Genomic DNA, 23,890 nt, shown 5'->3' on the forward strand with positions numbered 1-23,890 from the left:
GATGCCCGGCATCCGTTTCTCGCAGCGTACTAGTCGATCGCGGCAGCTCCGGCAGCCTCGGCCGTGATGGCAGCGAGGGGCTCGGGCGACGTCGTCAGGAAGGTGAACTCCCCTTCGACGAAGTCGACGTAGATCTTGTCGCCGGCGTTGAGCTCACCCAGGAGGATGCGCTCAGACAACCGGTCTTCGACCTCGTTCTGCATGGCACGACGAAGCGGTCGAGCACCGAGCGATGGGTCGAACCCGACCTCGATGAGGCGCTCCTTCGCAGCGAGCGACAGCTCGATCGACAGGTCGCGGTCGAGCAGGCGATCGCGCAGGCGGCCGATGAACAGGTCGACGATCTGCAGCAGCTCCTCTTTCGACAGCTGCGGGAACACGATCGTGTCGTCGACGCGGTTCAGGAACTCGGGCTTGAAGTGCTTCTTCAGCTCTTCGTTGACCTTTCCCTTCATACGGTCGTACGACGTCGACACGTTGGTCTGCGACTGGAAACCGATCGGCGAACCCGTGATGTCTTTCGTACCGAGGTTTGTCGTCATGATGATCACGGTGTTCTTGAAGTCGACCACGCGACCCTGGCCATCCGTCAGCCGGCCCTCTTCCAGAATCTGGAGGAGCGAGTTGAAGATGTCGGGGTGAGCTTTCTCGATCTCGTCGAACAGCACCACGCTGAACGGCTTGCGGCGCACCTTCTCGGTGAGCTGGCCACCCTCTTCAAAGCCGACGAACCCGGGAGGGGCACCGAACAGACGCGAGACGGTGTGCTTCTCGCCGTACTCACTCATGTCGAGTGAGATGAGCGCGTTCTCGTCGTCGAACAGGAACTCGGCGAGCGCCTTGGCGAGCTCGGTCTTACCAACACCCGTGGGGCCGGCGAAGATGAACGAGCCAGAGGGGCGCTTCGGGTCTTTCAGGCCCGAACGGGTGCGACGGATGGTGCGCGACAGAGCCGCGATCGCCTCTTCCTGCCCGATGACCCGCTGGTGCAGGGCCTTCTCCATGAACATGAGCCGGCTGGACTCTTCTTCGGTGAGCTTGAAGACCGGGATGCCCGTGGCCTGTGCCAGCACCTCGGCGATCAGACCCTCGTCGACAATGCCCGACGCCTTGACGTCACCCGACTTCCACTTCTTCTCAAGCCTCAGTCGCTCACCGAGGAGGTTCTTCTCTTCATCTCGGAGAGACGCTGCCTTCTCGAAGTCCTGCTCCTCGATCGCGGCCTCTTTGCGGCCCCGAACGAGAGCGATGCGCTCGTCGAACTCACGAAGCTCCGGCGGTGCTGAAAGGATCGAGAGACGAAGGCGCGCGCCGGCCTCGTCGATCAGGTCGATGGCCTTGTCTGGCAGAAAGCGGTCGGCGACGTACCGGTCGGCCAGGTTCGCCGCAGCGACGATGGCACCGTCGGTGATCGACACCTTGTGGAACGCCTCGTACTTGTCGCGAAGTCCCTTCAGGATGTTGATCGTGTGGGGCAACGACGGCTCTGCGACCTGGATCGGCTGGAAGCGGCGCTCGAGCGCCGCATCCTTCTCGAAGTGCTTGCGGTACTCGTCGAGGGTGGTCGCACCGATGGTCTGAAGTTCACCGCGTGCAAGCAGGGGCTTCAGGATGCTCGCCGCATCGATCGCGCCTTCTGCTGCACCGGCACCGACCAGCGTGTGGATCTCGTCGATGAACGTGATGATGTCGCCGCGTGTGCGGATCTCCTTCGTGACCTTCTTCAGTCGCTCTTCGAAGTCACCGCGGTAGCGGCTGCCGGCGATGAGCGAACCGAGGTCGAGGGTGTAGAGCTGCTTGTCTTTCAGCGTCTCTGGCACGTCGCCGCGAACGATCGCCTGCGCAAGGCCTTCGACGACAGCGGTCTTGCCGACGCCGGGCTCACCGATCAGCACAGGGTTGTTCTTCGATCGGCGCGACAGGATCTGCATGACCCGCTCGATCTCCTTCTCGCGCCCGATGACCGGGTCGAGCTTGTTGTCGCGCGCGGCCTGCGTGAGGTTGCGACCGAACTGGTCGAGAATCTGAGACCCCTTGTCGGGAGCCTGCTCGTTGCCTCCCACAGCAACAGCCTCCTTACCCTGGTACCCACTCAGCAACTGGATGACCTGCTGGCGAACACGGTTGAGGTCAGCCCCGAGCTTGACCAGAACCTGGGCGGCAACACCCTCGCCCTCACGGATGAGGCCGAGCAGGATGTGCTCGGTGCCGATGTAGTTGTGCCCGAGCTGCAGCGCTTCGCGCAGCGACAGTTCGAGAACCTTCTTCGCTCGCGGCGTGAACGGGATGTGACCCGTCGGTTGCTGCTGGCCCTGGCCGATGATGTCTTGAACCTGCTCGCGCACAGCGTCGAGCGAAATGCCGAGGGATTCCAGTGCCTTGGCGGCGACACCCTCACCCTCGTGGATCAGCCCGAGCAGGATGTGCTCGGTGCCGATGTAGTTGTGGTTGAGCATCTTGGCTTCTTCTTGGGCCAAGACGACGACACGACGGGCACGGTCGGTAAATCTCTCAAACATGCTGACTCCTTGGGTACCGGGGCAGTGTGACGGTAGCCGGTATCTAAATGTTAACGACGCCGGGCCACCGAAACTGCTCTGTTCGCCGTGGGCAGATTGCAGTTACTGCCCCGCCCAGCGAGTCCCTAGTGCTCGGAGAAGCGGTACTGCGAGCGAATGAAGTATTCGTCGCTGCCGGTGAGGCCAGCACGCAGGCCGGAGTCGCCGATCTGGAGCGCGAGGCCGACCCAGGTCGCCAGACCCGAGGGGTCAGGCGTACGACCGAGGTAGTGCGCATACATCAGGCTGACGCGCTCACTGATGGTCTCGGTGGAGTCCCAGAAGCGTGCGATGACCCAAGCCCTGTCGTGCTGTTGCACGAGGTTCGACCAGAACGCGTAATCGGTGTCGGTTCCGCCTCGGTGCAGGAGCGTCTGGTAGATGGCGTTGACGAACTGCTTGTTCGTGCCACCCTGTTTGTTGAAGTACTCGTCAGACGCATAGAACGACGTCTCGATGTCATCGGTCGTGATTCGACCCTGCTGCATCCAGTGCAGCCAGTCGAGGCGGCCCGCCGGGTCCGCGCCACGACCGAGGATCGTCTGATAGGCCGCGTTGATACGGATCAGACGGTACTCATCACTGGTGACGAAGCCGGTGGCAACCGCTCCGGGGTCAGATCCGCCGGCGAACTGCCCGTTCCAGAAGGTGATGTCGTGAGCGCTCGGAAAGCGGGTCAGAAAGTCGAAGTACAGCGCATTCACCACCGAGTTGATGGCGGGTTGCACTCCGGAGACCGGCGTGATCAGCCGGGGAATGATGACGTCGGCCGAGACCGCTGACCGCGCGTTCACGGTGTAGTCACGAGAGAACCCGATATTGCTGAATTCGCTCGAGCCGTTGAACCTGGCATAGGAGTAGTACGAGCCGGGGTACAGAACCTGAACGTCGTATCTTCCGGCAGAATCGGGCTGCGCGCTCGCAACGTTGAACCAGTCGTTGCGCGACGGGTCGAACTTCGCGATGTAGATGACCACATCGGCCGAGGCCGGTGGCGCATCGCAACCCTCACACGAAACGGAACCTAGCACCTCACCCGACGGGGTGAGTGCCCAGTTCGCTGAGACGGACTGGCCGTCGGCGACAGGGAGGGAAGAACCGTATGGATCGAATTCCGACGAACCGTACCACTGGACTGTGGGCACGCCCGGCTTGGTGTCGTCGTAGAACAGGAGCCAGTAGTCTGCAGGCGCGAGACCCTGGATCGAGAAGCTGCCGTCGGAGGCCGTCTTCGTCTCGCTGGTGAACTTGATCGCGCCAGTGACATCGTCAAAAAGAATGGCGACCACGGTGATGCCAGAGCCCATCGGCGCCGACGTCGACGCAAGCGTCACGAAGCCACCTATGGCAGCGGTACTGGAAGCAGAACTCTTTCCCTGCGTCGAGGAGTTCGCACTTGCAGAGATGTCTGAGGGCGTGACCAGGGGATGGGTGGCAGCAACCTCGCCCTGCGGCGGTGAGGCGGGTGGTGCGACGATGTCGCTGTGAGAAGGAGAGCCGGTGACCGTGATGCCGGCCGACTTCTCTGCGGCGATCGCTGGAGACGAGATGAATCCCGCTCCAACCATGACTATGACGGCCACTGCCGCGGTGAATAGCTTCACTGTTACCCCTTGCTCGTCGCATAGGCGCCAGATCCCCCCGGCGCGCGATCTGAAACATATCAGAATAAAAGAAATTCCGTGCCACAGGTGCCCAACGGCGTCACATCAGAACAGTGGCGTGCCCTCGAACTTCGCCTTGCCGAATCCGAGCATCATGAAACCGATGAACGGGAACAGCCAGAGCCCGAAGATGCCGAACAGAGCTCCCTTACGGAATGCGGCAGCCAGGTCGAGCACGATCACGATGTAGAGCACGATGTTGACCAGGGGAATGAGGAAGAGCAGCAGCCACCATCCTGATCTGCCGGTGATCTTGATCATCGTGTAGAGGTTGTAGATCGGGATGATCGCGGCCCATCCGGGCCGCCCCGCTTTGCGGAAGGTGGCCCAGAGACCGATGACGGTGAGAATGGCGAAGACGAGCCCGAACCCCTGCCCGTAGATCTGGCCACCGCCGATACCGTAGTTCGCCTGGTCGGCCAGAATGCTCACTGCATGCATCATTGCTCTCCTCGTGGTCGCGCTTCACAGCATAGTGAAGCCACGGGGACTGGCGGGGCCTGCCTGAACGGTTCGCGACCGCTACATGCCGCGTCTGGCGCGCTCTTCGGCCTCATATTTCGCGAGAACCTTGCGCTCCGTCTTGTCTGAGCGGATGATCGCCCGCATGATGAACCAGAACAGGAGCCCGACGGCCACAGTCGGCAGAAGCACAGCACAGACAGCCAGAAAGTCACTCATAACGTCTCCACCCTACGCCCGAATCCTGCGGTGATCATTTCGTGACGAACTGCACGAAGCCGACGATCAGGAAGGTCAGGCCCACGCCCGCCACGACGAGCCGCGCATAGAGAAGCCGGCGACGTTTCTGCTCGGCGTCCGCCGCATCGTTCTCACCAGCATCCGTCGAGTCATCGGGTTCGCGCCCATCGTCGTTCGACATGGTCAGTGACCGCCAGTGACGATGCCGATGATGCCCGAGACGAGAAAGTAGAGCCCCACGGCACCGACTCCGACCCAGATCATGATGCGCGTCGTCGTCGGCTTGTTGTTCTTCTTGTCGTCTTTGTCTTCGGGAACGTAGCTCATCGTCTTCTCTTTTCGCTCGGGCGCCGATCGGTTTTCGAGGCGGCACCCACGGAGGTCATTTGACCAGGGGGAACAGGATCGTCTCGCGAATGCCGAGCCCGGTCAGGGCCATCAGCAGGCGGTCGATCCCCATTCCCATGCCCCCTGAGGGAGGCATACCGAACTCGAGTGCCCGCAGGAACTCCTCGTCGAGGCGCATCGCCTCGTCGTCGCCGGCGGCGCCAAGCAGTGCCTGCTCGATGAAACGCTCCCTCTGGATGACCGGGTCGACCAGCTCGGAGTAGGCCGTCGCCAGCTCGAACCCCCTGATGTAGAGATCCCACTTCTCGACGACCCCGGCAATGGAGCGGTGAGAGCGCGTGAGCGGGCTGGTCTCGAGCGGGAAGTCCATCACGAACGTCGGGCGCACGAGCGAGCCCTTGACGAAGTGCTCCCAGAGTTCTTCGACGTACTTGCCGTGGTTCGGAAGGTGCACCTCGACGCCCTCGAGAGCGGCAAGCGCCTTGAGTTCATCTGTCGGCGTCTGGGGGGTGATCGTCACGCCGGCAGCCTCACTCAGCGACTCATACATGCTGATGCGGTCCCAGTCGCCTCCGAGGTCGTACTCGGTGCCGTCGGCCCACGTCACGACGTGAGAACCGGAGACCGCGAGCGCGGCGTTCTGGATCATCGTCTGCGTGAGAGTGGCCATCGTGTTGTAGTCGCCGTAGGCCTCGTATGCTTCGAGCATGGCGAACTCGGGCGAGTGAGTAGAGTCGGCGCCTTCATTGCGGAAGTTGCGATTGATCTCGAAGACGCGGTCGATGCCGCCGACGACGGCCCGCTTGAGAAAGAGCTCCGGTGCGATCCGCAGAAACAACTCCGTGTCGAACGCGTTGCTGTGGGTCGAGAACGGCCTGGCCGCCGCTCCCCCGTGCATGGTCTGCAGCATCGGAGTCTCGACCTCGATGAAGTCACGGTCGGCGAAGGTCTTGCGCAGGCTCGCCACGGCAGCTGCACGCGTTCGCACCATCACCCGCGCCTCGTCGCGCACGATGAGGTCGAGGTACCGGTTGCGCATGCGCGTCTCTTCGTTGAGCTCGGAGTGCAGGTTCGGCAGCGGCAACAACGCCTTAGACGCGATCTTCCACTCGGCCACCATCACCGAGAGCTCCCCACGACGGGAGGAGATGACCTCGCCGCTGACGAAGAGGTGATCACCGAGATCGACGAACTCCTTGAAACCCGCGAGCGCCTCCTCGCCGACCAGTGCGAGCGAGACCATGGCCTGGATGCGCGTTCCGTCGCCGGACTGCAGCGACACGAAGCACAGCTTGCCCGTGTTTCGCAGGTGCACCACCCGGCCTGCGAGGCCCACGACATCGCCGGTCGTCTCATCGGCCACGAGGTCGCCGTACTTCGCCCGCACGGCCGGAATGGTCGTGGTGATGGGCACCGAAACGGGGTACGCCTCGACACCGCTCTCGTTCAGGCGCTCGCGCTTACCGAGCCTGATCAGCTTCTGCTCGTTCGTCGCGGCAGCCTCAGCGGCGGCCTCAGCGGCGGCCTCAGCGGCTGCGGCCTCCGCCGCAGCATCATTGGCGAGCGCGTCGGCCGCGGCGATTCGTGCGCTGGCCTCGCCGCCCTTCGGGTCAGCTGCGAGGTCAGGATGTTCGGGGTTGCTGGTCATGCGAAGAAGCTCCTTGAAGTCGCCCCAAGTTTACGTGGCGCGCCGCACGGTCAACCGCCGAGGTACACGGATTCGTTGTCGATGAGCCTCGTCGAACCCACCCGGGCGGCAACGGCGACGATGGCCTTGCCGTGGTAGTTGTCGTCGACCGGGAGGAACGTCGTCGGGTTCACCACCGCCAGGTACTCGAGCTTCACCAGCGGCTCCCCCATGCTCGCCGACTGCGCGGCAGCGATCACGGCGTCGATTCCACTCGAGGCTGCGGAATCCGCCGCTTCGAGCGTCTGCGACAGAACGCGGGCAGCGAGTCGCTCACCTCTGTCGAGAAAACGGTTTCGGCTCGAGAGCGCGAGTCCATCATCCTCTCGCACCGTCTCGACCACCTCGACCACGACGGGAATGTTCAGGTCGCGAACCATCCGGCTGACGACGAAGACCTGCTGGGCATCCTTCTGCCCGAAGAGCACAACGTCGGGTCGCGTGATGTTGAGGAGCTTGTTGACGACAACGAGCACGCCGTCGAAGTGCCCGGCGCGACTGCGGCCTTCGAGCAGGTTGCCGACATTGCCAGCCGACATCTTGGTCTGGGTCTTGCCGTCGGGGTACATCTCCGCGGCGCTCGGGGCGAAGACGATGATCTCGCTCACCGACGTCATCCCGGAGCCGGCTCGCGGTACCGCCGAGGCGCTGGCCTCGTCGAGCGCCGCACGATCGCCGCTCAAGTCGCGGGGGTAGCGGTCGAGGTCTTCTGCCTCACCGAACTGCAGCGGATTGACGAAGATCGAGACCACGACGACATCGGCCACTTCACGCGCGCGGGCGACCAGAGCAAGGTGGCCGGCATGCAGTGCACCCATGGTCGGCACCAGCGCCACCACAGGGTTGGCATTGCCCTGGCTTCGTGCGTCGTGCGTGGCGGCTGCGATCTGTTCGCGCACTTCTGCGATCGAAACAGCGAGTATCGACACCGAATCTCCTTTTTTAACCCCGATGAATGCTACCGGCTACGAGCCGAGGGGCAGCGCATCATCGGGCCCCGCTGCTCGAAGCAGCGCATTCTCGACCGAGGAGCGCACCAGTGGCCCGAGCACGCGACCGGGCGCAGCCATGCCGATCGAGGCCAGGATGCCCGTGGCCTGGTCGACGATCGAACTCGAGAAGCTGGTGGCGGTTTCGATCGCCTCGGCGTAGGCCGTTCGATCGCGTTCGGCGACGATCACGGGCTCTCCGCCCATCTCCACAACGAGGGCCTGCCCGATCGGGAGCACGGGGCCGGGAGCAGTGACAGCGAAATACGTGCCGGCGAGCCGGGCGATGTCGATACTCGAACCGGTGAACGCCATCGCAGGGTGCAGTGCCAAGGGGATTGCACCGGAGGCGAGGGCCGGTGCCAGCACCTCGATGCCGAACTCGGCAGCCGTGTGCACCACGAGTTGCCCGGGTTGCCACGCCTGTGTTGCGGCAAGCCCTTCGACGAGACTGCGCAGCTGATCGGTCGGCACGGCGAGGATCACGAGCTCGCTGCGCTCGATGAGGTCTGGAATCGCCAGGAACGGCACCCCGGGCAGCATCGCTTCGGCACGCTCCCGGCTGGCTTCCGACACGGCTGCCACCCCGACGATGGCGTGCCCCGCGCCGGCCAGCGCGGCACCGAGAACGGGGCCGACGTGCCCTGCTCCGATGATGCCGATGCCGAGCCGGCCTGATCGCTGCTGGGGGTTCATCGTTGCCTGTTCATGGTTGGAGTGGATCGCTCGGGTTGGAGGGTGCTGGGGTGACTCATCGAGTGGCTCACGGTCGGGAGACGTCGAGCCCTGGCGGCGCCGACTGCGCTGACGGAGCAGCCTGCTCCACGATCGGTCCTGCGGCAGCGCCGTGTTCTGCGGACGGCGACGCCGGCGACAAGACCACGTGCTCGCGTGACTCGGCCCAGCGGTGCGAACCATCCGCTTCGGCCGCTCGCACAGCCCCGTCAGAGAGCAACCTGAATGCTTCCAGGGCCTCGCGCCGGCCGATCACACCGAGAGTCGCCCGAACGGGGCCTGCAATCGTATTGAACTGCAATTGCGCCAGATCGAGCGCCCGGCGCACCGGCCCCTGCGCAACGTGAAGGCTCTGCAGTCGCGCGAGAGGAACAACACTCAGGCGTCGCCAGATGAAGCCGCTACGAAGCAGAACCGCGTCGGAGGTCACCGCCAGCCCCGTGCGCCGATACGAGAGCGGCCGTAGCGAGAACGCGCGCCGGGGGGCATCGGCGAAACCATTGCCTGAGCGAGCCGACAGTCCGGCGAGCACGAGCTCCTGGATCTCCTGGCCCGCACTGCCGGGCAGCAACAGCCCCAGCACCTTCTGCACGTCTCCGGCACGGCCCACCGGCAGCAGCAGGGTGTGGGGTTGGCTCGAGCCGCTCCGGCTCGACGCGTGACCAGCCCTGTTGATGCGGATCATCCACCACCCTGCCGGCCGCCAGAGAATGGGCTGCGTCACCTCTATCGCGTGGATGCGGCCGGGAGGCAGCGTGTCGTTGCTCGTGCTGAACATGCCGAATCCGACGCGCACTCCGTCGGCGGTGCCGGCGATCGAATAGCGCAGGGACTTGCTGAACCGCCGCCAGTAGTAGCCGAGCGAACCGATGACGCTCGGCAGCAGCAGGAAGAGCACGAAGAACCGGTGGCCCCACAACGTCGAGACGAAGAGCCCCGCTATCACCAGCAGCAACACGACAGTGAATTCGCTGAGCACCAGCGAACCGATCAACCTGCCGGGAGTGATCTTCACCACGGATTCGGGCGGGGCCGTGTCAGGGTCGAGTTCGGGTGCCAGCAACTCGTGCACTCTGCGCTGCAGCAGGCCATCATCCACCTTCACCGGTGCCGCCCCGGCCACCGTTGTGGTCGCATCCGCCACCAGCCCGGTTTCAGCATTCACAGCTCCCGCGCCGGCCGCATTCGCTGTGGCGGTGTGCTCTTCGGCACGAACTCCGGATGCCCGGCTCAGGATCTCGCGCCGAAGCTCATCGACCTGCCCCGACCCGAGGTACGCCAGCTCGACCTTCGCGTCCTGGCCCGCGACGCTGAGCTCGATCTTCGCCGCCCCGAAGAACCGTGCGAACAGGGGGCGCGTGATGTGGATGCCCTGCAACCTGTCGAGCCGCGCCTTGCGGTGATGCCGGAACAGAACTCCGCTTCGCACCTCGACCGCGTCAGCGCCGATACGGAAGCTGTGCATGCGCCAGGCCACAGCGAACGATCCGACGGCGATGAGGAGTATTCCAGCGATCACCAGGATCGCGACGCCTGTCTGGCCCCTGTCGTAGACCATCGCGATGATGTCCCCGTTGTCACCGGGCCCTCCGCCGCCGCCCGGACCCCCGCCATTTGCTGGCCCTGTGCCGATGAAGAACTCCACCAGCCGCTCCCGCAGGTTCGCCAACACGAAACCCACGATGGCGACCAGCCAGAAGCCGCCCTTCAGAAGCGGTGACGCCCAGTGCAGGCGGTGCCATTCACCGTCGACCAGCCTGGCCGTGGCACCCGTGGGCAGCCCACCGGTGGTCACAGTCCAGACCGCCGCTGCTCGGCCAACCTCACGAGCGTGTCGCGAAGCTCGTCGGCCTCTGCTTCGGGGAGACCGGGAATCGAGACTCCGGTCGTTGCTGCGGCGGTCACGAACTTCAGGTCGCTGAGCCCGAGCGCGCGTCCCAGTGGCCCCCTGTTGATGTCGATGAGTTGCATGCGGCCGTAGGGCACCGCCACAATGCGGAAGAACATGATCCCCCGCCTGAAGAGCAGGTCATCGTCGCGCAACTGGAACCCGTACGCGCGGGCGCGCCGGGGGGCGACCACCAGCAGGATGATCGTTACCAGCACTGCGGCCCCGAGCATCCACCACCCGAACCACGCGCCGGCGACCACGATGAAGAAGACGCTCACACCAGCCAGCACGACTCCCGTGACGAACGAGGCCGCGATCTCGACGGCGACGTATTTCGGGCTGACCCGACGCCAAGTACCCTCGAATGAGAGCCTGCTCGAATCAGTGGGAGTGCTCACTGCCTCAGCCCAATCGTCTGTCTGGCGCGGGTTGCCCGTCGTCCGGGTTGCGATCGTCGGGCGGTAGCGTGCAGAGCTTCTCGGCGACCAGCCCGCACGCCAGCAGCACAGCACCGGCAACGGCGGCCGCAATGCTGAGCCAGAGCGAGGCGACCGCGGGGATGACGGCTCGCGTGAGCAGGTAGACGACGACGCCGAGACCGACCCCCGCGATCAGCGAACCGACCATGCTCGACGCCTTCGCCAGTACGGCGACGCGCATTGCCCGGAACGGATTGATCGGGTGCGGGTTGGTGCCCCGGATCGCGCGAGCGATCGGCACGGCGAGCGCAACGACGATCGCGGCCGCGGCGACGAGGGTGATGGAGAGCGAGAGAGGCAGGGCGACGATCGGTTGCCCAGAGGAAGCGAGCGCGACCTCGAGGAAGAAGCCGAGGAACGCCCCCGCGATTCCGAGGAGAACGAGGGTGACGGGGCGCGTACGCTTCATCGCACCCACCCGGCGAAGAGCCGCGGGCTCTCGTAGGTCTCTGCCAGCAGCTCATCGATGGGGCCCTTGCCCAGCAGCGTGGCGTGGGGCGCGATCTCATGCCACGGCGCCAGCACGAACGATCGCTCGAACGCACGCGGGTGGGGCAGGGTGAGCACTTCATCGCTCTGTTCGAGGTCAGCGAACGTGATGAGGTCGAGGTCCAGGGTGCGGTCGCCCCAGCGCTCGGCCCGCACCCGGTCGTGGGTCTGCTCGATGCCCTGCAGGGCAGCGAGCAGCTGGTGCGCGGTGAGGGCCGATCGAACGAGCATGACGGCGTTGAGGTAGGCGGGCGCCGAGAGGTCGATTCCCTCCGGCTTGAGGGCGTCGGTCTCGTACAGGCTCGAGACCGCGTCGACGATCACACCGTCGAGGGCCTCGATCTCAGCCACGGCAGACCGCAGGGTTGCCTCGCGGTCGCCGAGGTTGCTGCCGAGCGCGATCACTGCGGGCAGCGTGACGCGCAGCTTCTCCTGCCTCATGCCCGTCTCCGAGTGATGGTGATCGAGACGTCGCCGAACGGAACGGCGATCGGCGCCTCCGGCTTGTGCACGGTCACCTGCACACGGTCAGAGATCGCGTGCGCGAGAACGACGAGCGCCACCCGCTCTGCGAGGGTCTCGATCAGGTCGACGGGGTCTTTCGAGGCCGCCTCGACGATCTCGCTCGCGAGGTCACCGTAGTGGAGCGTCTGGTCGATGTCGTCGCTTGCTGCCGCGTCGACGGTGTTCAGCCACACGGTCACGTCGATGATGAACGGTTGGCCATCGCGACGCTCGAAGTCGTAGACCCCATGGTTCGCCTGCACGGCGAGGCCTGTGAGGGTGAGTGAGTCGGGTTCCGTGGGCACGAGCAGGGTCGGTGGGTTCTGGGCTGACGGGGTCCCGCCCGGCGCGAATTCATCAGTCACGACGGCGACACTAGCGGATGCCCGGCCGATCTCACTCATCGAGAGCCCCCGTCTTCCACGCCTCTGCCACGGCCAGCGCGGCAGTGGTTGTTGCAATGTCGTGAACTCTCACTGCCCAGGCGCCCGCCTGCGCGGCGAGCGCCGCGGCAACAGCGGAGCCGAAATCTCTCTCTTCCATTGCGTCACCGGCGGGCAGCAGCTCGCCGATGAACCGCTTTCGCGACGCGCCGACCACGACGGGCAGCCCGAACGAGGTGAGGGCGTCGAGGTGGCCCAGGATCTTCCAGTTGTGCTCGGAGTTCTTGGCGAAGCCGAGGCCCGGGTCGACCAGGAGCCGGTCGATCGCCACCCCCCGCACCACGAGCTCGGCCACCTGGTATTCGAGCTCGGCGCGAACCTCTGCAACAACGTCGGCGTACACGGCCCGAGAGTTCATGGTGTCACTGTGACCCCGCCAGTGCGAAACGATGATCGGGGCATCGAGTTCGATGATCGTGGGAGTCATCAGCGGGTCTGAGGCGGTGCCCGAAACGTCGTTGACGAGAATCGCACCAGCTTCGATCGCTGCCCGTGCGGTGGACGCGTTCATCGTGTCGATGCTCACGGCGATACCGTGCCGGGCCAGCTCGCGAATGACCGGAACCACACGATGCTGTTCTTCGGCGACAGGAACACGCCTGGCACCCGGCCGCGTCGATTCACCGCCGACGTCGATGAGGTCGGCCCCTGCCGCGACCAGTTCGAGGGCGTGCTGGATGGCGGCCTCCGAACGAAGCCAGCGCCCGCCATCGCTGAATGAATCGGTCGTCACGTTCACGATGCCCATGATGAGGGTACGGCCCTTCGGCAGACCCTCGAAGGTCTGCGGCACGACGTCGATCGCCGGCCGCCTTCTCCGCGAGAAGCCCTCGCCGACGTTGCTCACCGTGTACTCGATGTAGTGGATGGCAGCGGAATCGCTCCGATCAGCATCAGGATCTCAGCGCGGGCAGCAGGCTCTGCCAGGGACCCCCTGGCGGCGATGGTCACGGTCGAGCTCGCTGTCTGTCGCGCCCCGCGCATGGTGACGCAGCCGTGCGATGCCTCGAGAACAACCAGTACACCCCTGGCGTCCAGCCCGTCGGCGATGGTCTGGGCAATCTGTTCACCCAGTCGCTCCTGCAATTGCGGGCGTGACGCGATGATGTCGACGATTGCGGGCAGCCTGCCCAGACCGATCAGCCGGTTGCTCGGCACGTAGGCGATGTGTGCCGTACCGAGGAACGGCAGGAGGTGATGCTCACAGACCGAGCGAAAGGAGATACCCCTGACGAGCACGGGCTGCGGTGCGTGAGCGCCTACGTCGGGCTCCAGCGGAAACGTCTCCGACAGGAGGTGTGACGCGTCGACGCCCACGCCGGAGAAGAACTCAGAGTACGCCTCGGCAACCCGTCGCGGCGTACTCACGAGTTCGTCTCTGTCGGGATCTTCACCGATAGCCAGAAGGAGCTCCCTGACGGCTGATTCGACTCTCTGCGAGTCGATCCGGTTGACGTTGCCATGGTGGCTGTCAGCGTGTTCGCGGGAATCACGGCTCACGAAATCGCTCGCTCCCAGCTCGAGGGTCTCCACACCAGGACTCTCCACATCGGTGCGCGCGGAATCTGTGCGACCAGTGTTCACAACGGGAGTGCGCGACGACTACGCAGTTGCGGGTCGGGGCGTGCTCTGCGGCGCACGCTTCGGCTTGGCCTCGGGTTCGGGCGCTGAAGTGATGCCACCGTCCGTTGCGCCGAGGTCGATCGGCGCCTTGGATGCCTTGAACTCGATCGGGGGGATCGACGAAACCGGGCGCTTCTCGCTGGAGAGCCACTGCGGGCGAGGCGGGAGGTGGCGCACGTCTTTGAAGATCTCGGCCAGTTCGTGCTGGTCGAGCGTTTCGCGCTCGAGCAACTCGGTGGCCAGACGATCGAGAATGTCGCGATTGTCGTTCAGCACCTGCCACGCTTCGTCGTGCGCTGCCTCGATGAGTTCGCGAACTTCGGCGTCGACCTGCTGCGCCAGCGAGTCGGAGTAATCCCGTTCGTGACCCATGTTGCGGCCGAGGAACATCTCACCCGACGAGCTGCCGAGTTTGACGGCTCCGACGTGAGAGCTCATTCCGTAGTCGGTGACCATCTTGCGGGCCGTGGATGTGGCCTTCTCGATGTCGTTCGACGCACCCGTGGTGGGGTCGTGGAAGACAACCTCCTCTGCAACACGCCCGCCCATCGCGTAGGCGAGTTGGTCGAGGAGTTCGTTGCGAGAAACCGAGTACCGGTCTTCCAGCGGAAGCACCATGGTGTAGCCAAGAGCACGGCCTCGCGGAAGGATCGTGATCTTCGTGACCGGGTCGGTGTGGTTCATCGCTGTGGCGACCAGGGCGTGACCACCCTCGTGGTAGGCCGTGACCAGCTTCTCGTGATCACGCATGATCCGGGTACGACGCTGCGGGCCCGCCATGACGCGGTCGACTGCCTCATCGAGCGCACGGTTGTCGATCAGTTGCGCATTCGAGCGAGCCGTCAGAAGGGCAGCCTCGTTCAGCACGTTCGCCAAATCGGCACCGGTGAAACCCGGTGTCTTGCGAGCGAGAACTTCGAGGTCGACGCCGGCAGCCAGAGGCTTGCCGCGACCGTGCACCTCGAGGATCTGCTTGCGGCCCTGGAGGTCGGGGGCGTCGACGCCGATCTGGCGGTCGAAGCGGCCCGGGCGAAGAAGGGCGGGGTCGAGAATATCGGGGCGGTTGGTCGCCGCGATCAGGATCACGTTCGTCTTGACGTCGAAGCCGTCCATCTCGACCAGCAGCTGGTTGAGGGTCTGCTCGCGCTCGTCGTGACCGCCACCCATGCCAGCACCACGGTGACGGCCGACGGCGTCGATCTCGTCGATGAAGATGATGGCAGGCGAATTCTGTTTGGCCTGTTCGAACAGGTCGCGAACCCGGCTCGCGCCGACACCGACGAACATCTCGACGAAGTCAGAACCGGAGATCGAGTAGAACGGCACTCCTGCCTCGCCGGCGACTGCGCGGGCGAGAAGGGTCTTGCCCGTGCCGGGAGCCCCGTAGAGCAGAACACCCTTCGGGATTCGCGCACCCACGGCGAGGAACTTCGATGGGTCCTTGAGAAAGTCTTTGATCTCTTCGAGCTCTTCGATGGCCTCGTCGTTGCCGGCGACGTCGGCGAAGGTGACCTTGGGTGTGTCTTTCGACACGAGTTTCGCCTTGGACTTACCGAACTGCATGACCTTGTTGCCGCCGCCCTGCATGCCAGAGAGCATGAGCCAGAAGAAGGCGCCGATGAGGATCACCGGCAGCAGGATGCCCAGCAACGAAAGGAACCAGTTGGTCTGCGGAACCTGGTCGTTGAACCCGTCGGCGGGGGCAGCCGCGGTCACGGCATTGACGACCTCGGTGCCCCGCGGGGCGACGTAGTAGAACTGCACCTTGGTGCCGTACTTCGCGTCGGCTGAAGCCAGGGTGAGGTCGACGCGCTGCTCGCCGTCGATGATCAGAGCCTCGGAGACCTTGCCGTCTTTCAGGAACTGCAGGCCCTGCTGGGTGGAGACCTGCTGGAAGCCGGTGCCGGTGATCAGGCCGAAGCCGATCCAGAGCGCGATGGCACCCAGGATGATGTAGGGAATCGGAGACCTGAAAATTCGCTTCATGCTCATGTCTCTTTTAGGTTCTTGCGGCAATGCCGGCACCTTTCTGGTCACCAAAGTACTTGGCCCAGAGTACTCGGGGGCAACTGGGTGCCGCCTGCGTGTTCCCCGTGGGCTTAACTTGTCAGCAGGCAAAATACGCGGCCCGGGAATGATCGACCGTGGCACACGGTTGCCGAGGTAGATCGAGAGGATTGTTTCGCCCAGGTAAATTCAGGAACTGTTCATTTCCGAAACTACCCAGTACCGCATATAGTTGCGGACATGTCTGAATCCTCTCTCGAAACACCTGTCGCCTCCTCCCGGCGGTGGTGGACCCTCACCGTGGTCGCCCTTGCCCAGCTGATGGTCGTTCTCGACTCCACCGTCGTCAACATCGCCCTCCCCGCCGCCCAGACCGACCTCGGCTTCTCCAATGCCGACCGTCAGTGGGTCATCACCGCCTACTCCCTCGCCTTCGGCAGCCTGCTGCTGCTGGGCGGTCGCCTCTCCGACCTGATGGGTCGCAAGCGAACGTTCATCATCGGCCTGATCGGCTTTGCCATCGCCTCGGCACTGGGTGGTGCTGCTGACAGCTTCGGCACGCTCGTTGCCGCGCGAGCCCTGCAGGGAGCCTTCGGCGCTCTGCTCGCACCCACGGCCCTGGCCGTGCTGACGACGACCTTCACGATCCCGAAGGAACGCGCACGAGCGTTTGGTGTGTTCGGTGCCATCGCCGGCGCCGGTGGTGCTGTCGGCCTGCTTCTCGGTGGCGTTCTCACCGAGAACTTCAACTGGCGCTGGAACCTCTACATCAACGTCTTCATCGCCGTCATCGCCGTCATCGGTGCCGCGATCTTCCTCACCACGGTCGCGCGCACGGGTCCGCGCCCGAAGCTCGACATCCCCGGCACGATCCTCGTCTCCGGTGGCCTGTTCTCCCTGGTGTTCGGCTTCTCGAACGCCGAGACGGATGGCTGGGGCTCGGCTTCGAGCTGGGGCTTCCTGGTCGCCAGCGGCGTGCTGCTGGTCGCGTTCGTTCTCTGGCAACGGGTGGCGAAGCATCCATTGCTCCCCCTCGCCGTGGTCCTCGACCGCAACCGCGGGGCATCCTTTCTTGCTGTTCTGATCTCGGGCGCCGGAATGTTCGGCATCTTCCTCTTCGTCACGTACTACCTGGAAGTGTCGATGCACTACTCCCCGATCCAGACCGGCACTGCCTTCCTGCCGATGATCCTCATGCTGGTCGTCTCCGCACAGCTGTCGACAAACATCCTCGTACCTCGGTTCGGCCCGAAGGTCATGGTGCCCACGGGCATGGTGATCGGCGTGGTCGGGATGCTGCTGCTGACGAGGCTCGACACGAACAGTGCCTACGCGGCGAACATCCTGCCTGCGCTGCTCGTGCTCGGCTTCGCGATGGGCTCGATCATGCCCGCCGCCATGCAGACCGCGACACTCGGAGTGAATCGCCAGTTCGCTGGAGTCGCCTCGGCGAGCGTGAACACCAGCCAGCAGGTGGGTGGCTCGATCGGCACGGCCCTTCTGAACACGCTCGCGGCAACCGCTGCGACGAGCTACGTCGCCTCGCACCTGCCGCCCTCTGCCCAGGTCGTGTCTGACGCCGCCATCGCGAGCTACAACACCGCCTACCTGTACAGCGCGCTCTTCTTCGCCGTCGGCGCCGTGATCACTGCACTTCTCTACACCCGCAAGTCGACGGTCACGGCGACGGCACACGCCGCCCACGCCGAGGCGCAGGCCGAAGATGCCGATGACCTGCCGCTGGCTGTAATGCACTGACCCTTGCACAAAGAATGCCCCCTTCCCCTCGCGGGACAGGGGGCATCTCTGTGCCATCAACCGTGCGTGAGGGCGCGCCCGTTGACCCGACAGGGCCACCGTGACTAGTGCGACGAGGGAGCGGTCTGTCTGATGCCGAGGGCGGGCAAGATGACACCGTCGATGATCGAGAGCAGAAACTCGCGGTCGATCTGCTTCTTCAGTATGAGCGTGCGGTACGAGGCCATCGACGGAGTGATCATCGAGAGGGTCTCGATATCACTTTCGGCCGGGATCTCCCCGCGGGCGATCGCACGTCTCATGAACAGGCGATTCACCTCGGCGCGGGGCTCCACGATCGCCGCGCTGACGACGTCGGCGAGATCGGGGTCGCGGGAAAGCATCGACATGACACCGGCCATGATGTGCATCTTGCGTTCGCCGTCTTCGATCGAGTGCGGCTTGATCATGGCGACCAGGTCGCCGCGCAGGGTGCCGGTGTCTGGCAGGCCGTCGGGGTCGTAGTCGCCCTTCTTCATGCAGGCGACAGCATCGAGTACGAGATGTGCTTTGGATGGCCACCGGCGGTAGAGCGTGGCCTTGCCCGCCTTGGCGCGGGCCGCGACCATGTCGATCGTCATGCCGTCATAGCCGGTCTCGGCGAGAACGTCGAGTGCAGCATCCAGAATCTCGGGATCACGGGAGTGGTCCCGCTTGCGACCGAGTTTCGGCACAGTGTCTGAGGTGTCTGCGAAGGTGGTGTCAGCGGCGTCGGTGTGCGCCATTACAGCACCTGCCTTTCTGTTCGAAGATCTGTGAAACACCGTGCTGTTCCGAAGAATCGGGTGCCTCCGACGAGAGAATTCCAATATCCGAAACTGATGAGTACCGTATATGCTATCAAACATGTCGGAGAAAACAGCGGCAGAGACCGCATCCACTCGTCGCTGGTTCACTCTCGCCACTGTCGCGCTCGCGCAGCTCATGGTGGTACTCGACGCCACCGTGGTCAACATCGCGCTCCCCGCGGCGCAGGCCGACCTCGGCTTCTCGAACGGTGATCGCCAGTGGGTGGTGACGGCGTACTCCCTCGCGTTCGGCAGCCTGCTGCTGCTCGGCGGCCGAATGTCAGACCTCATCGGTCGTAAGCGTGCCTTCATCATCGGCCTCATCGGTTTCGCCGCAGCCTCCGCGCTCGGCGGCGCTGCAGACAGTTTCGGCACGCTCGTTGCAGCGCGGGCCCTTCAGGGGCTGTTCGGCGCGCTGCTCGCGCCGACCGCGCTCGCTGTGTTGACGACGACCTTCACCATTCCGAAGGAGCGTGCCCGCGCCTTCGGCGTGTTCGGTGCGATCGCCGGTGCGGGCGGCGCAGTCGGGTTGCTGCTGGGCGGTTACCTCACGCAGGACTTCAGCTGGCGCTGGAACCTCTACATCAACGTGTTCTTCGCGATCGTCGCCGTGATCGGCGCCCTCATCTTCGTGCCGACCAACAAGCGCACCGGGCCCCGCCCAAAACTCGACGTGCCCGGCACCCTTCTGGTCTCCGGCGGCCTGTTCGCCCTCGTCTACGGGTTCTCGAACGCGGAGACCAACGGGTGGGGCGACTTCTGGACCTGGAGCATGCTCGTCGCCAGCGGCATCCTCCTGGTGGCCTTCGTTCTCTGGCAGCAACGAGCGAAACACCCGCTGCTCCCCCTCAAGATCGTGCTCCACCGCAACCGCGGCGCGTCGTACCTGTCGGTGTTCGTCGCGGGGTCGGGCATGTTCGCCGTGTTCCTGTTTTTGACGTACTACCTGCAGACCTCACTCGGCTTCTCGCCGATCACCACGGGAATGTCGTTCCTGCCGATGATCGCCTGCCTGGTGCTGGCCGCCCAGCTCGGAACGAACATCTTCGTTCCGCGATTCGGGCCGAAGGTTCTCGTTCCGATCGGCATGCTCATGGCATCGGCTGCCCTCGCCTGGATGACCCTCCTCGACCTTTCGAGCACGTACGCCGCGAACATCCTGCCGCCCCTGATGCTCATGGGGCTCGCCATGGGAACGATCATGCCGGCGTCCATCCAGACCGCAACGCTCGGGGTCGACCGGCAGTACGCGGGCGTCGCGTCGGCAATGGTGAACACCAGCCAGCAGGTCGGCGGCTCGATCAGCACGGCCCTCCTCAACACACTGGTGGCCACGGCCGTGACGAACTACATCGCTTCGAACATCGCAGGGGCCACGACGCCGGCGGCCCAGGCGGCCGTGGCAGCACAAGCCGCAGTGAACGGGTACCACGTCGCGTACTGGTGCGCATCCGGCTTCTTCCTGGCCGGGGCGATCATGGCTGCCCTGCTGTTCGAGCGCAAGGCTTCGATTCATGCCACTCTGCACGCCGCCCACGCCACCGCCGAGCAGCACCGCGAGAACGATCGCCAGGCCGACGCATCAGCAGCCACCGCTGGTTGAGTAGCGCGCTGGAGCTGTGAACGCGCATCCAGTGGAGGCTCGCCGCGACAGCCAGCGCCTGGGAAGCTGCGCTTCCGAGGTCAACCAAGCAGCGTGTCCGAGCCTGAACAATTCGTGATCAGACGCTCGGGTCAACGAAATCGGACGAACCTCAGCCCGACCTCCGCGCTATTTTCGACGGAGGCGCTGAGGTTCGTCCGATTGGGCGACTACGAGTAGGTGTGGGGTGCGAGCACCCCGATGTCTTTGAGGTTGCGGTACTTCTCCGCGTAGTCGAGGCCGTAGCCCACCACGAAATCGTTGGGGATGTCGAAACCGACGTACCGAACATCCAATTCGACTCTCACCGCATCAGGCTTGCGCAGTAACGCGCACACCTCGACCGAGGCCGGGCCGCGCGAGCGCAGGTTGCCGAGCAGCCAGGAGAGCGTCAGACCCGAGTCGATGATGTCTTCGACGATCAGCACGGTGCGGCCCTGCAACTCGGAGTCGAGGTCTTTCAGAATTCGTACGACACCGCTCGACTGGGTGCTGTTGCCGTACGAGCTGACGGCCATCCAGTCCATGCTGACCGGCAGGTGCAGCTCGCGTGCCAGGTCGGCCATGACCATGACCGCACCCTTGAGCACGCCGACGAGCAGCAGATCCTGGCCCGCATAGTCGACTTCGATCTTTCGCGCGAGCTCGGCGATCTTCGCGTGGATCTCGCTCTCGGTGATCAGAATGCGTGACAGGTCTGCTTCAACATCGCGGGAATCCATGGGTGCCAGCCTACCCAACACCGATCTGGATGCGATGCGCCCGGCGATGCCTCCGCTCCCCGAGAACTTTGTCGGAAAGACGTGGCTGGCAACGAGAATACGGTGATGCACAAGAGCACCTTGCAACGCATGGGGGCACCGCGCGACTCGCTCACCGGCATTTCGCCACAGAGCCAGTCGACAACGGGCGGAGCATGGCTCATCCCCCCGCACCTGACGCCACGCTTTCGCTGAGCTCCGCCCGATGTCTACCTGGCAGCGCTCGCACGACCGCCATGCAACAGGACACGCACGTTACGGGCGGCGGGCGAAGACGAGTCTGGTGTCGACACGCGCGACACGGATGCCCGGCAGATCCACCCCGCCCTGCCCGTGCCACTCGGTCACCAGCTTCAGCACGGCAAGCGTCTGCGCCCGGCTCAGGGCGGTGCCGAACTCGGCTGCCACGACGAATCGCACGATGCGCTGGGCGAGCGCGGCGGGGTTGGACGCGAGTCCGTGTACATCGACCGCGATGCCCGCCTCGGCGTGCTCGACGATCTCGGCCGCCCATTCGGCGGCCAGGGCATCCAGAGCGACGGAGTCTTCGCGGAGCTGGTCGGCCGTGCGGGCGAGTGCGTCGGCGATACCGGGGCCGAGCTCGGCCTCTAGAAGCGGCAGCACCGTCTCTCTCACGCGCACCCTCGCGTAGGCGGGGTCGAGGTTCTGCGGGTCGAGCCAGGCGACAAGGCCCTGGTCGGCGAGCGAGCGGTGCACCACCTCGCGATGGATGCCCAGCAGCGGCCTGAGGTAGACCCCGTTCACCGCGCTCATGCCCGACAGGCTCGCCGGCCCCGAACCGCGGGCGAGACCCAGCAGCACGGTCTCGGCCTGGTCATCGAGGGTGTGGGCGAGCAGCACGTGGCTGGCGCCGGTCGTGGCGAGCGCGCGTTCGAAGGCCGCGTACCGTGCCGTGCGCGCTGCGGCTTCGGGGCCACCCGTCGGCCCCGAGCCGACGCCACCCCGCTCCACGCTGACGCGTTCGATCAACACTGGGCCAAGGCCCAGCTCGCGTGCCTGGCGAGCGGCCTCTTCGGCCACCTCTGCTGAGCCGGCCTGCAGCCCGTGGTCGACGACGATCGCGCCAGCACGGATTCCTGCGCGCGGGGCTTCGAACGCGAGGGCGGCGGCGAGGGCGAGCGAGTCGGGGCCGCCGCTGAGCCCCACGAGCACGAGCGGAATGTCGGGATGGGCTCGCGACGATGATTCGGGGTGGCTGAGCTGATCATCCGGCCGTTCGGGCGGGGCATCGGTCCGGTCACGCGGGCGGGATTCGGGGGCGTCGAGCCGATCATCCGGCCGCTTGAGCGAGGAGTCGGGTCGCGCGCTGCTTGGCGATTCGGGGCCTGCGAGCCGGGCATCCGGAGCGGAGTCGCCCCCGGGCTCTGGCACCAGCGCGTCAATGCCGGGCAGTTCCCTGGCGAGCAGTTCACGCACAGCACGGCGCACGTCGGCCATCGCGGGCGTGAGGCGCGGTCGGCGGGCGTTCGTGTGCATCCAGTAACGTTATTGCAGTTTCAGCACTCGCAGACTTTGCGCAGAGAACCAGCGCAAGCCACTCGCACAACCCATCAGAAGGAGCAGTTGCCATGGGCACCTACGACGCCGTCATCGAGATCCCCAAGGGGAGCCGCAACAAGTACGAGGTCGACCACGAGACCGGCCGCGTCTACCTCGACCGGGTTCTGTTCACCACCTTCGTCTACCCCACCGACTACGGCTTCTTCGAGAACACCCTCGGCCTCGACGGTGACCCCGTCGACGTGCTGGTGCTGCTCGAGTACCCGGTGTACCCGGGCGTCGGCCTCAAGGTGCGCCCGGTCGCCGTGTTCAACATGAGCGACGAGGCTGGCATCGACTCGAAGGTCATCGCGGTGCCCGCCAAAGACCCGCGCTGGGCTGGCATTCAGGATCTGGATGATCTGTCCACCCAGCTTCGTGCCGAGATCGAGCACTTCTTCGAGCACTACAAAGACCTCGAGCCCGGCAAGTGGGTCAAGACCGAGGGTTGGGGTTCGGCCGCCGATGCCGAGACGATCGTGCAGAACGGCATCACGAAGCTCGCCGAAGAGGGCTCGCACTAGCCTCCCGATCGATCAATCGGCGGCCCACGGTCAAACCTCGGCGCTATGTGCGACGGTTTCACTGAGGGCCGACGATTGGCCGATCTGGGCGCTAGCCGACGCGTGGGCGCGGGCGTGGCTGGCCCGATCGAGGTCGTTCGATGCCGGATGTGGGACGCCGAGACGTGGGGATGCGGTGCGGCTCGCCGGGCATCCACATCGGATTGGCGGCGGCACCCGAGAATGTGGCATACTCGTTGAGTTGTCAAAACGGCCCCATCGTTTAGCGGCCTAGGACGCTGCCCTTTCACGGCAGTAGCACGGGTTCGAATCCCGTTGGGGTCACAAGCCACGTAGGGTATGCTCTTCGAGGGCCTGCTGGCACAAAGAAAACCGAACATCAAAAATTTCATAAGTTTGGCCCTGTAGCGCAGTTGGTTAGCGCGCCGCCCTGTCACGGCGGAGGTCGCCGGTTCAAGTCCGGTCAGGGTCGCAAAGGTTCGAACTGCCCTTCTTCGGAAGGGTTTTTCGGCCTCCGGAGGGGTTCGCCTCTTCGGCTCTGTAGCTCAGTTGGTAGAGCGTTCGACTGAAAATCGAAAGGTCACCGGATCGACGCCGGTCGGAGCCACTGCCCCACTTCTGGGCTTCTACCGGGAGTGGGGCCTTATTTTTGCCCGGTTTCCACTCGCCTGTCGTCGCCTGTGGACACACCGTGGACAC

At 64.8% G+C, this 23,890-nt stretch carries 23 protein-coding genes and 3 tRNA genes; 6 read left to right on the forward strand and 20 right to left on the reverse strand.

Annotated features, from left to right (window positions below):
• Positions 1-29 precede the first annotated feature (29 nt).
• The 17 genes from KPL76_RS01770 to ftsH form a co-directional block, all read right to left on the reverse strand.
• Complete coding sequence (locus KPL76_RS01770; protein ID WP_205106952.1) at positions 30-2,519, reverse strand: ATP-dependent Clp protease ATP-binding subunit; 2,490 nt, start codon at positions 2,517-2,519, stop codon at positions 30-32.
• A gap of 125 nt (positions 2,520-2,644) precedes the next feature.
• Entirely contained in the window at positions 2,645-4,162 is a 1,518-nt protein-coding gene (locus KPL76_RS01775) for a DUF4214 domain-containing protein (protein WP_216334626.1), read from the reverse strand.
• A 105-nt stretch (positions 4,163-4,267) separates the two neighbouring features.
• A complete protein-coding gene (locus KPL76_RS01780; RefSeq protein WP_216334627.1) occupies positions 4,268-4,666 on the reverse strand; it encodes a DUF5684 domain-containing protein in 399 nt (132 codons plus the stop codon).
• Between the two features lie 78 nt (positions 4,667-4,744).
• Positions 4,745-4,903, reverse strand: a complete 159-nt coding sequence (locus KPL76_RS01785) for a hypothetical protein (RefSeq protein WP_216334628.1) — start codon at positions 4,901-4,903, stop codon at positions 4,745-4,747.
• Between the two features lie 34 nt (positions 4,904-4,937).
• A complete protein-coding gene (locus KPL76_RS01790; RefSeq protein WP_216334629.1) occupies positions 4,938-5,105 on the reverse strand; it encodes a hypothetical protein in 168 nt (55 codons plus the stop codon).
• A gap of 2 nt (positions 5,106-5,107) precedes the next feature.
• Positions 5,108-5,251: a hypothetical protein gene (locus KPL76_RS01795; protein WP_216334630.1), complete on the reverse strand. Its 144-nt coding sequence runs from the start codon at positions 5,249-5,251 to the stop codon at positions 5,108-5,110.
• A gap of 55 nt (positions 5,252-5,306) precedes the next feature.
• A complete protein-coding gene (gene lysS, locus KPL76_RS01800) occupies positions 5,307-6,920 on the reverse strand; it encodes a lysine--tRNA ligase (RefSeq protein ID WP_216334631.1) in 1,614 nt (537 codons plus the stop codon).
• A gap of 50 nt (positions 6,921-6,970) precedes the next feature.
• Positions 6,971-7,888 (reverse strand): pantoate--beta-alanine ligase, encoded by a 918-nt coding sequence (panC, locus tag KPL76_RS01805; RefSeq protein ID WP_253202111.1) that lies wholly within the window; start codon positions 7,886-7,888, stop codon positions 6,971-6,973.
• A 36-nt stretch (positions 7,889-7,924) separates the two neighbouring features.
• Positions 7,925-8,644 (reverse strand): Rossmann-like and DUF2520 domain-containing protein, encoded by a 720-nt coding sequence (locus tag KPL76_RS01810; RefSeq protein WP_216334638.1) that lies wholly within the window; start codon positions 8,642-8,644, stop codon positions 7,925-7,927.
• A 67-nt stretch (positions 8,645-8,711) separates the two neighbouring features.
• Positions 8,712-10,478, reverse strand: coding sequence for a PH domain-containing protein (locus tag KPL76_RS01815; protein ID WP_216334640.1), 1,767 nt, complete (start codon positions 10,476-10,478; stop codon positions 8,712-8,714).
• Entirely contained in the window at positions 10,475-10,972 is a 498-nt protein-coding gene (locus KPL76_RS01820; RefSeq protein ID WP_216334648.1) for a PH domain-containing protein, read from the reverse strand. The genes KPL76_RS01815 and KPL76_RS01820 overlap by 4 nt, the downstream gene beginning before the upstream one ends.
• 4 nt (positions 10,973-10,976) lie before the next feature.
• Positions 10,977-11,462 (reverse strand): DUF3180 domain-containing protein, encoded by a 486-nt coding sequence (locus KPL76_RS01825; protein WP_216334651.1) that lies wholly within the window; start codon positions 11,460-11,462, stop codon positions 10,977-10,979.
• Positions 11,459-11,983, reverse strand: coding sequence for a 2-amino-4-hydroxy-6-hydroxymethyldihydropteridine diphosphokinase (gene folK / locus KPL76_RS01830; RefSeq protein WP_216334675.1), 525 nt, complete (start codon positions 11,981-11,983; stop codon positions 11,459-11,461). The genes KPL76_RS01825 and folK overlap by 4 nt, the downstream gene beginning before the upstream one ends.
• Positions 11,980-12,411: a dihydroneopterin aldolase gene (folB, locus tag KPL76_RS01835; RefSeq protein ID WP_371733921.1), complete on the reverse strand. Its 432-nt coding sequence runs from the start codon at positions 12,409-12,411 to the stop codon at positions 11,980-11,982. Before folB ends, folK begins: the two co-directional genes overlap by 4 nt.
• A gap of 31 nt (positions 12,412-12,442) precedes the next feature.
• Positions 12,443-13,237 (reverse strand): dihydropteroate synthase, encoded by a 795-nt coding sequence (gene folP / locus KPL76_RS01840; protein WP_216335891.1) that lies wholly within the window; start codon positions 13,235-13,237, stop codon positions 12,443-12,445.
• 95 nt (positions 13,238-13,332) lie between these two features.
• On the reverse strand, positions 13,333-13,935 hold the full coding sequence (gene folE, locus KPL76_RS01845; RefSeq protein ID WP_216335892.1) for a GTP cyclohydrolase I: 603 nt from the start codon (positions 13,933-13,935) through the stop codon (positions 13,333-13,335).
• A gap of 156 nt (positions 13,936-14,091) precedes the next feature.
• Positions 14,092-16,104: an ATP-dependent zinc metalloprotease FtsH gene (gene ftsH / locus KPL76_RS01850; RefSeq protein WP_216334678.1), complete on the reverse strand. Its 2,013-nt coding sequence runs from the start codon at positions 16,102-16,104 to the stop codon at positions 14,092-14,094.
• A gap of 255 nt (positions 16,105-16,359) precedes the next feature.
• Here ftsH and KPL76_RS01855 point away from each other — a divergent pair, with 255 nt between their 5' ends.
• Positions 16,360-17,877 carry an MFS transporter gene (locus KPL76_RS01855; protein WP_216334680.1) on the forward strand — a complete coding sequence of 506 codons (1,518 nt, stop codon included), beginning with the start codon at positions 16,360-16,362 and terminating at the stop codon, positions 17,875-17,877.
• Between the two features lie 104 nt (positions 17,878-17,981).
• Here the strand turns inward: KPL76_RS01855 and KPL76_RS01860 are convergent, their stop codons facing one another.
• The gene (locus tag KPL76_RS01860) at positions 17,982-18,641 is read right to left on the reverse strand and encodes a TetR/AcrR family transcriptional regulator (RefSeq protein ID WP_216334682.1); all 660 of its coding nucleotides are present in this window, start codon (positions 18,639-18,641) and stop codon (positions 17,982-17,984) included.
• Positions 18,642-18,762: 121 nt separating this feature from the next.
• Between KPL76_RS01860 and KPL76_RS01865 the strand changes: the two genes are divergently transcribed.
• Positions 18,763-20,307: an MFS transporter gene (locus KPL76_RS01865; RefSeq protein ID WP_253202112.1), complete on the forward strand. Its 1,545-nt coding sequence runs from the start codon at positions 18,763-18,765 to the stop codon at positions 20,305-20,307.
• Positions 20,308-20,516: 209 nt separating this feature from the next.
• Here KPL76_RS01865 and hpt read toward each other — a convergent pair whose 3' ends face one another.
• A complete protein-coding gene (hpt, locus tag KPL76_RS01870; protein ID WP_205106916.1) occupies positions 20,517-21,068 on the reverse strand; it encodes a hypoxanthine phosphoribosyltransferase in 552 nt (183 codons plus the stop codon).
• A 294-nt stretch (positions 21,069-21,362) separates the two neighbouring features.
• Positions 21,363-22,604 (reverse strand): tRNA lysidine(34) synthetase TilS, encoded by a 1,242-nt coding sequence (gene tilS, locus KPL76_RS01875; RefSeq protein ID WP_371733922.1) that lies wholly within the window; start codon positions 22,602-22,604, stop codon positions 21,363-21,365.
• Positions 22,605-22,696: 92 nt separating this feature from the next.
• On the opposite strand from tilS, the gene KPL76_RS01880 reads away from it, so the two are divergent.
• The 4 genes from KPL76_RS01880 to KPL76_RS01895 all read left to right on the forward strand — a co-directional run bounded on the left by KPL76_RS01880 (position 22,697) and on the right by KPL76_RS01895 (position 23,798).
• A complete protein-coding gene (locus KPL76_RS01880; RefSeq protein ID WP_216334686.1) occupies positions 22,697-23,191 on the forward strand; it encodes an inorganic diphosphatase in 495 nt (164 codons plus the stop codon).
• 251 nt (positions 23,192-23,442) lie between these two features.
• A tRNA-Glu gene (locus KPL76_RS01885) sits at positions 23,443-23,515 on the forward strand.
• A 74-nt stretch (positions 23,516-23,589) separates the two neighbouring features.
• Positions 23,590-23,663: transfer RNA gene (locus KPL76_RS01890), tRNA-Asp, on the forward strand.
• Between the two features lie 62 nt (positions 23,664-23,725).
• Positions 23,726-23,798: transfer RNA gene (locus tag KPL76_RS01895), tRNA-Phe, on the forward strand.
• Positions 23,799-23,890 lie beyond the last annotated feature (92 nt).

This window comes from Subtercola sp. PAMC28395 (assembly GCF_018889995.1).
Taxonomy (GTDB): Bacteria; Actinomycetota; Actinomycetes; order Actinomycetales; family Microbacteriaceae; genus Subtercola.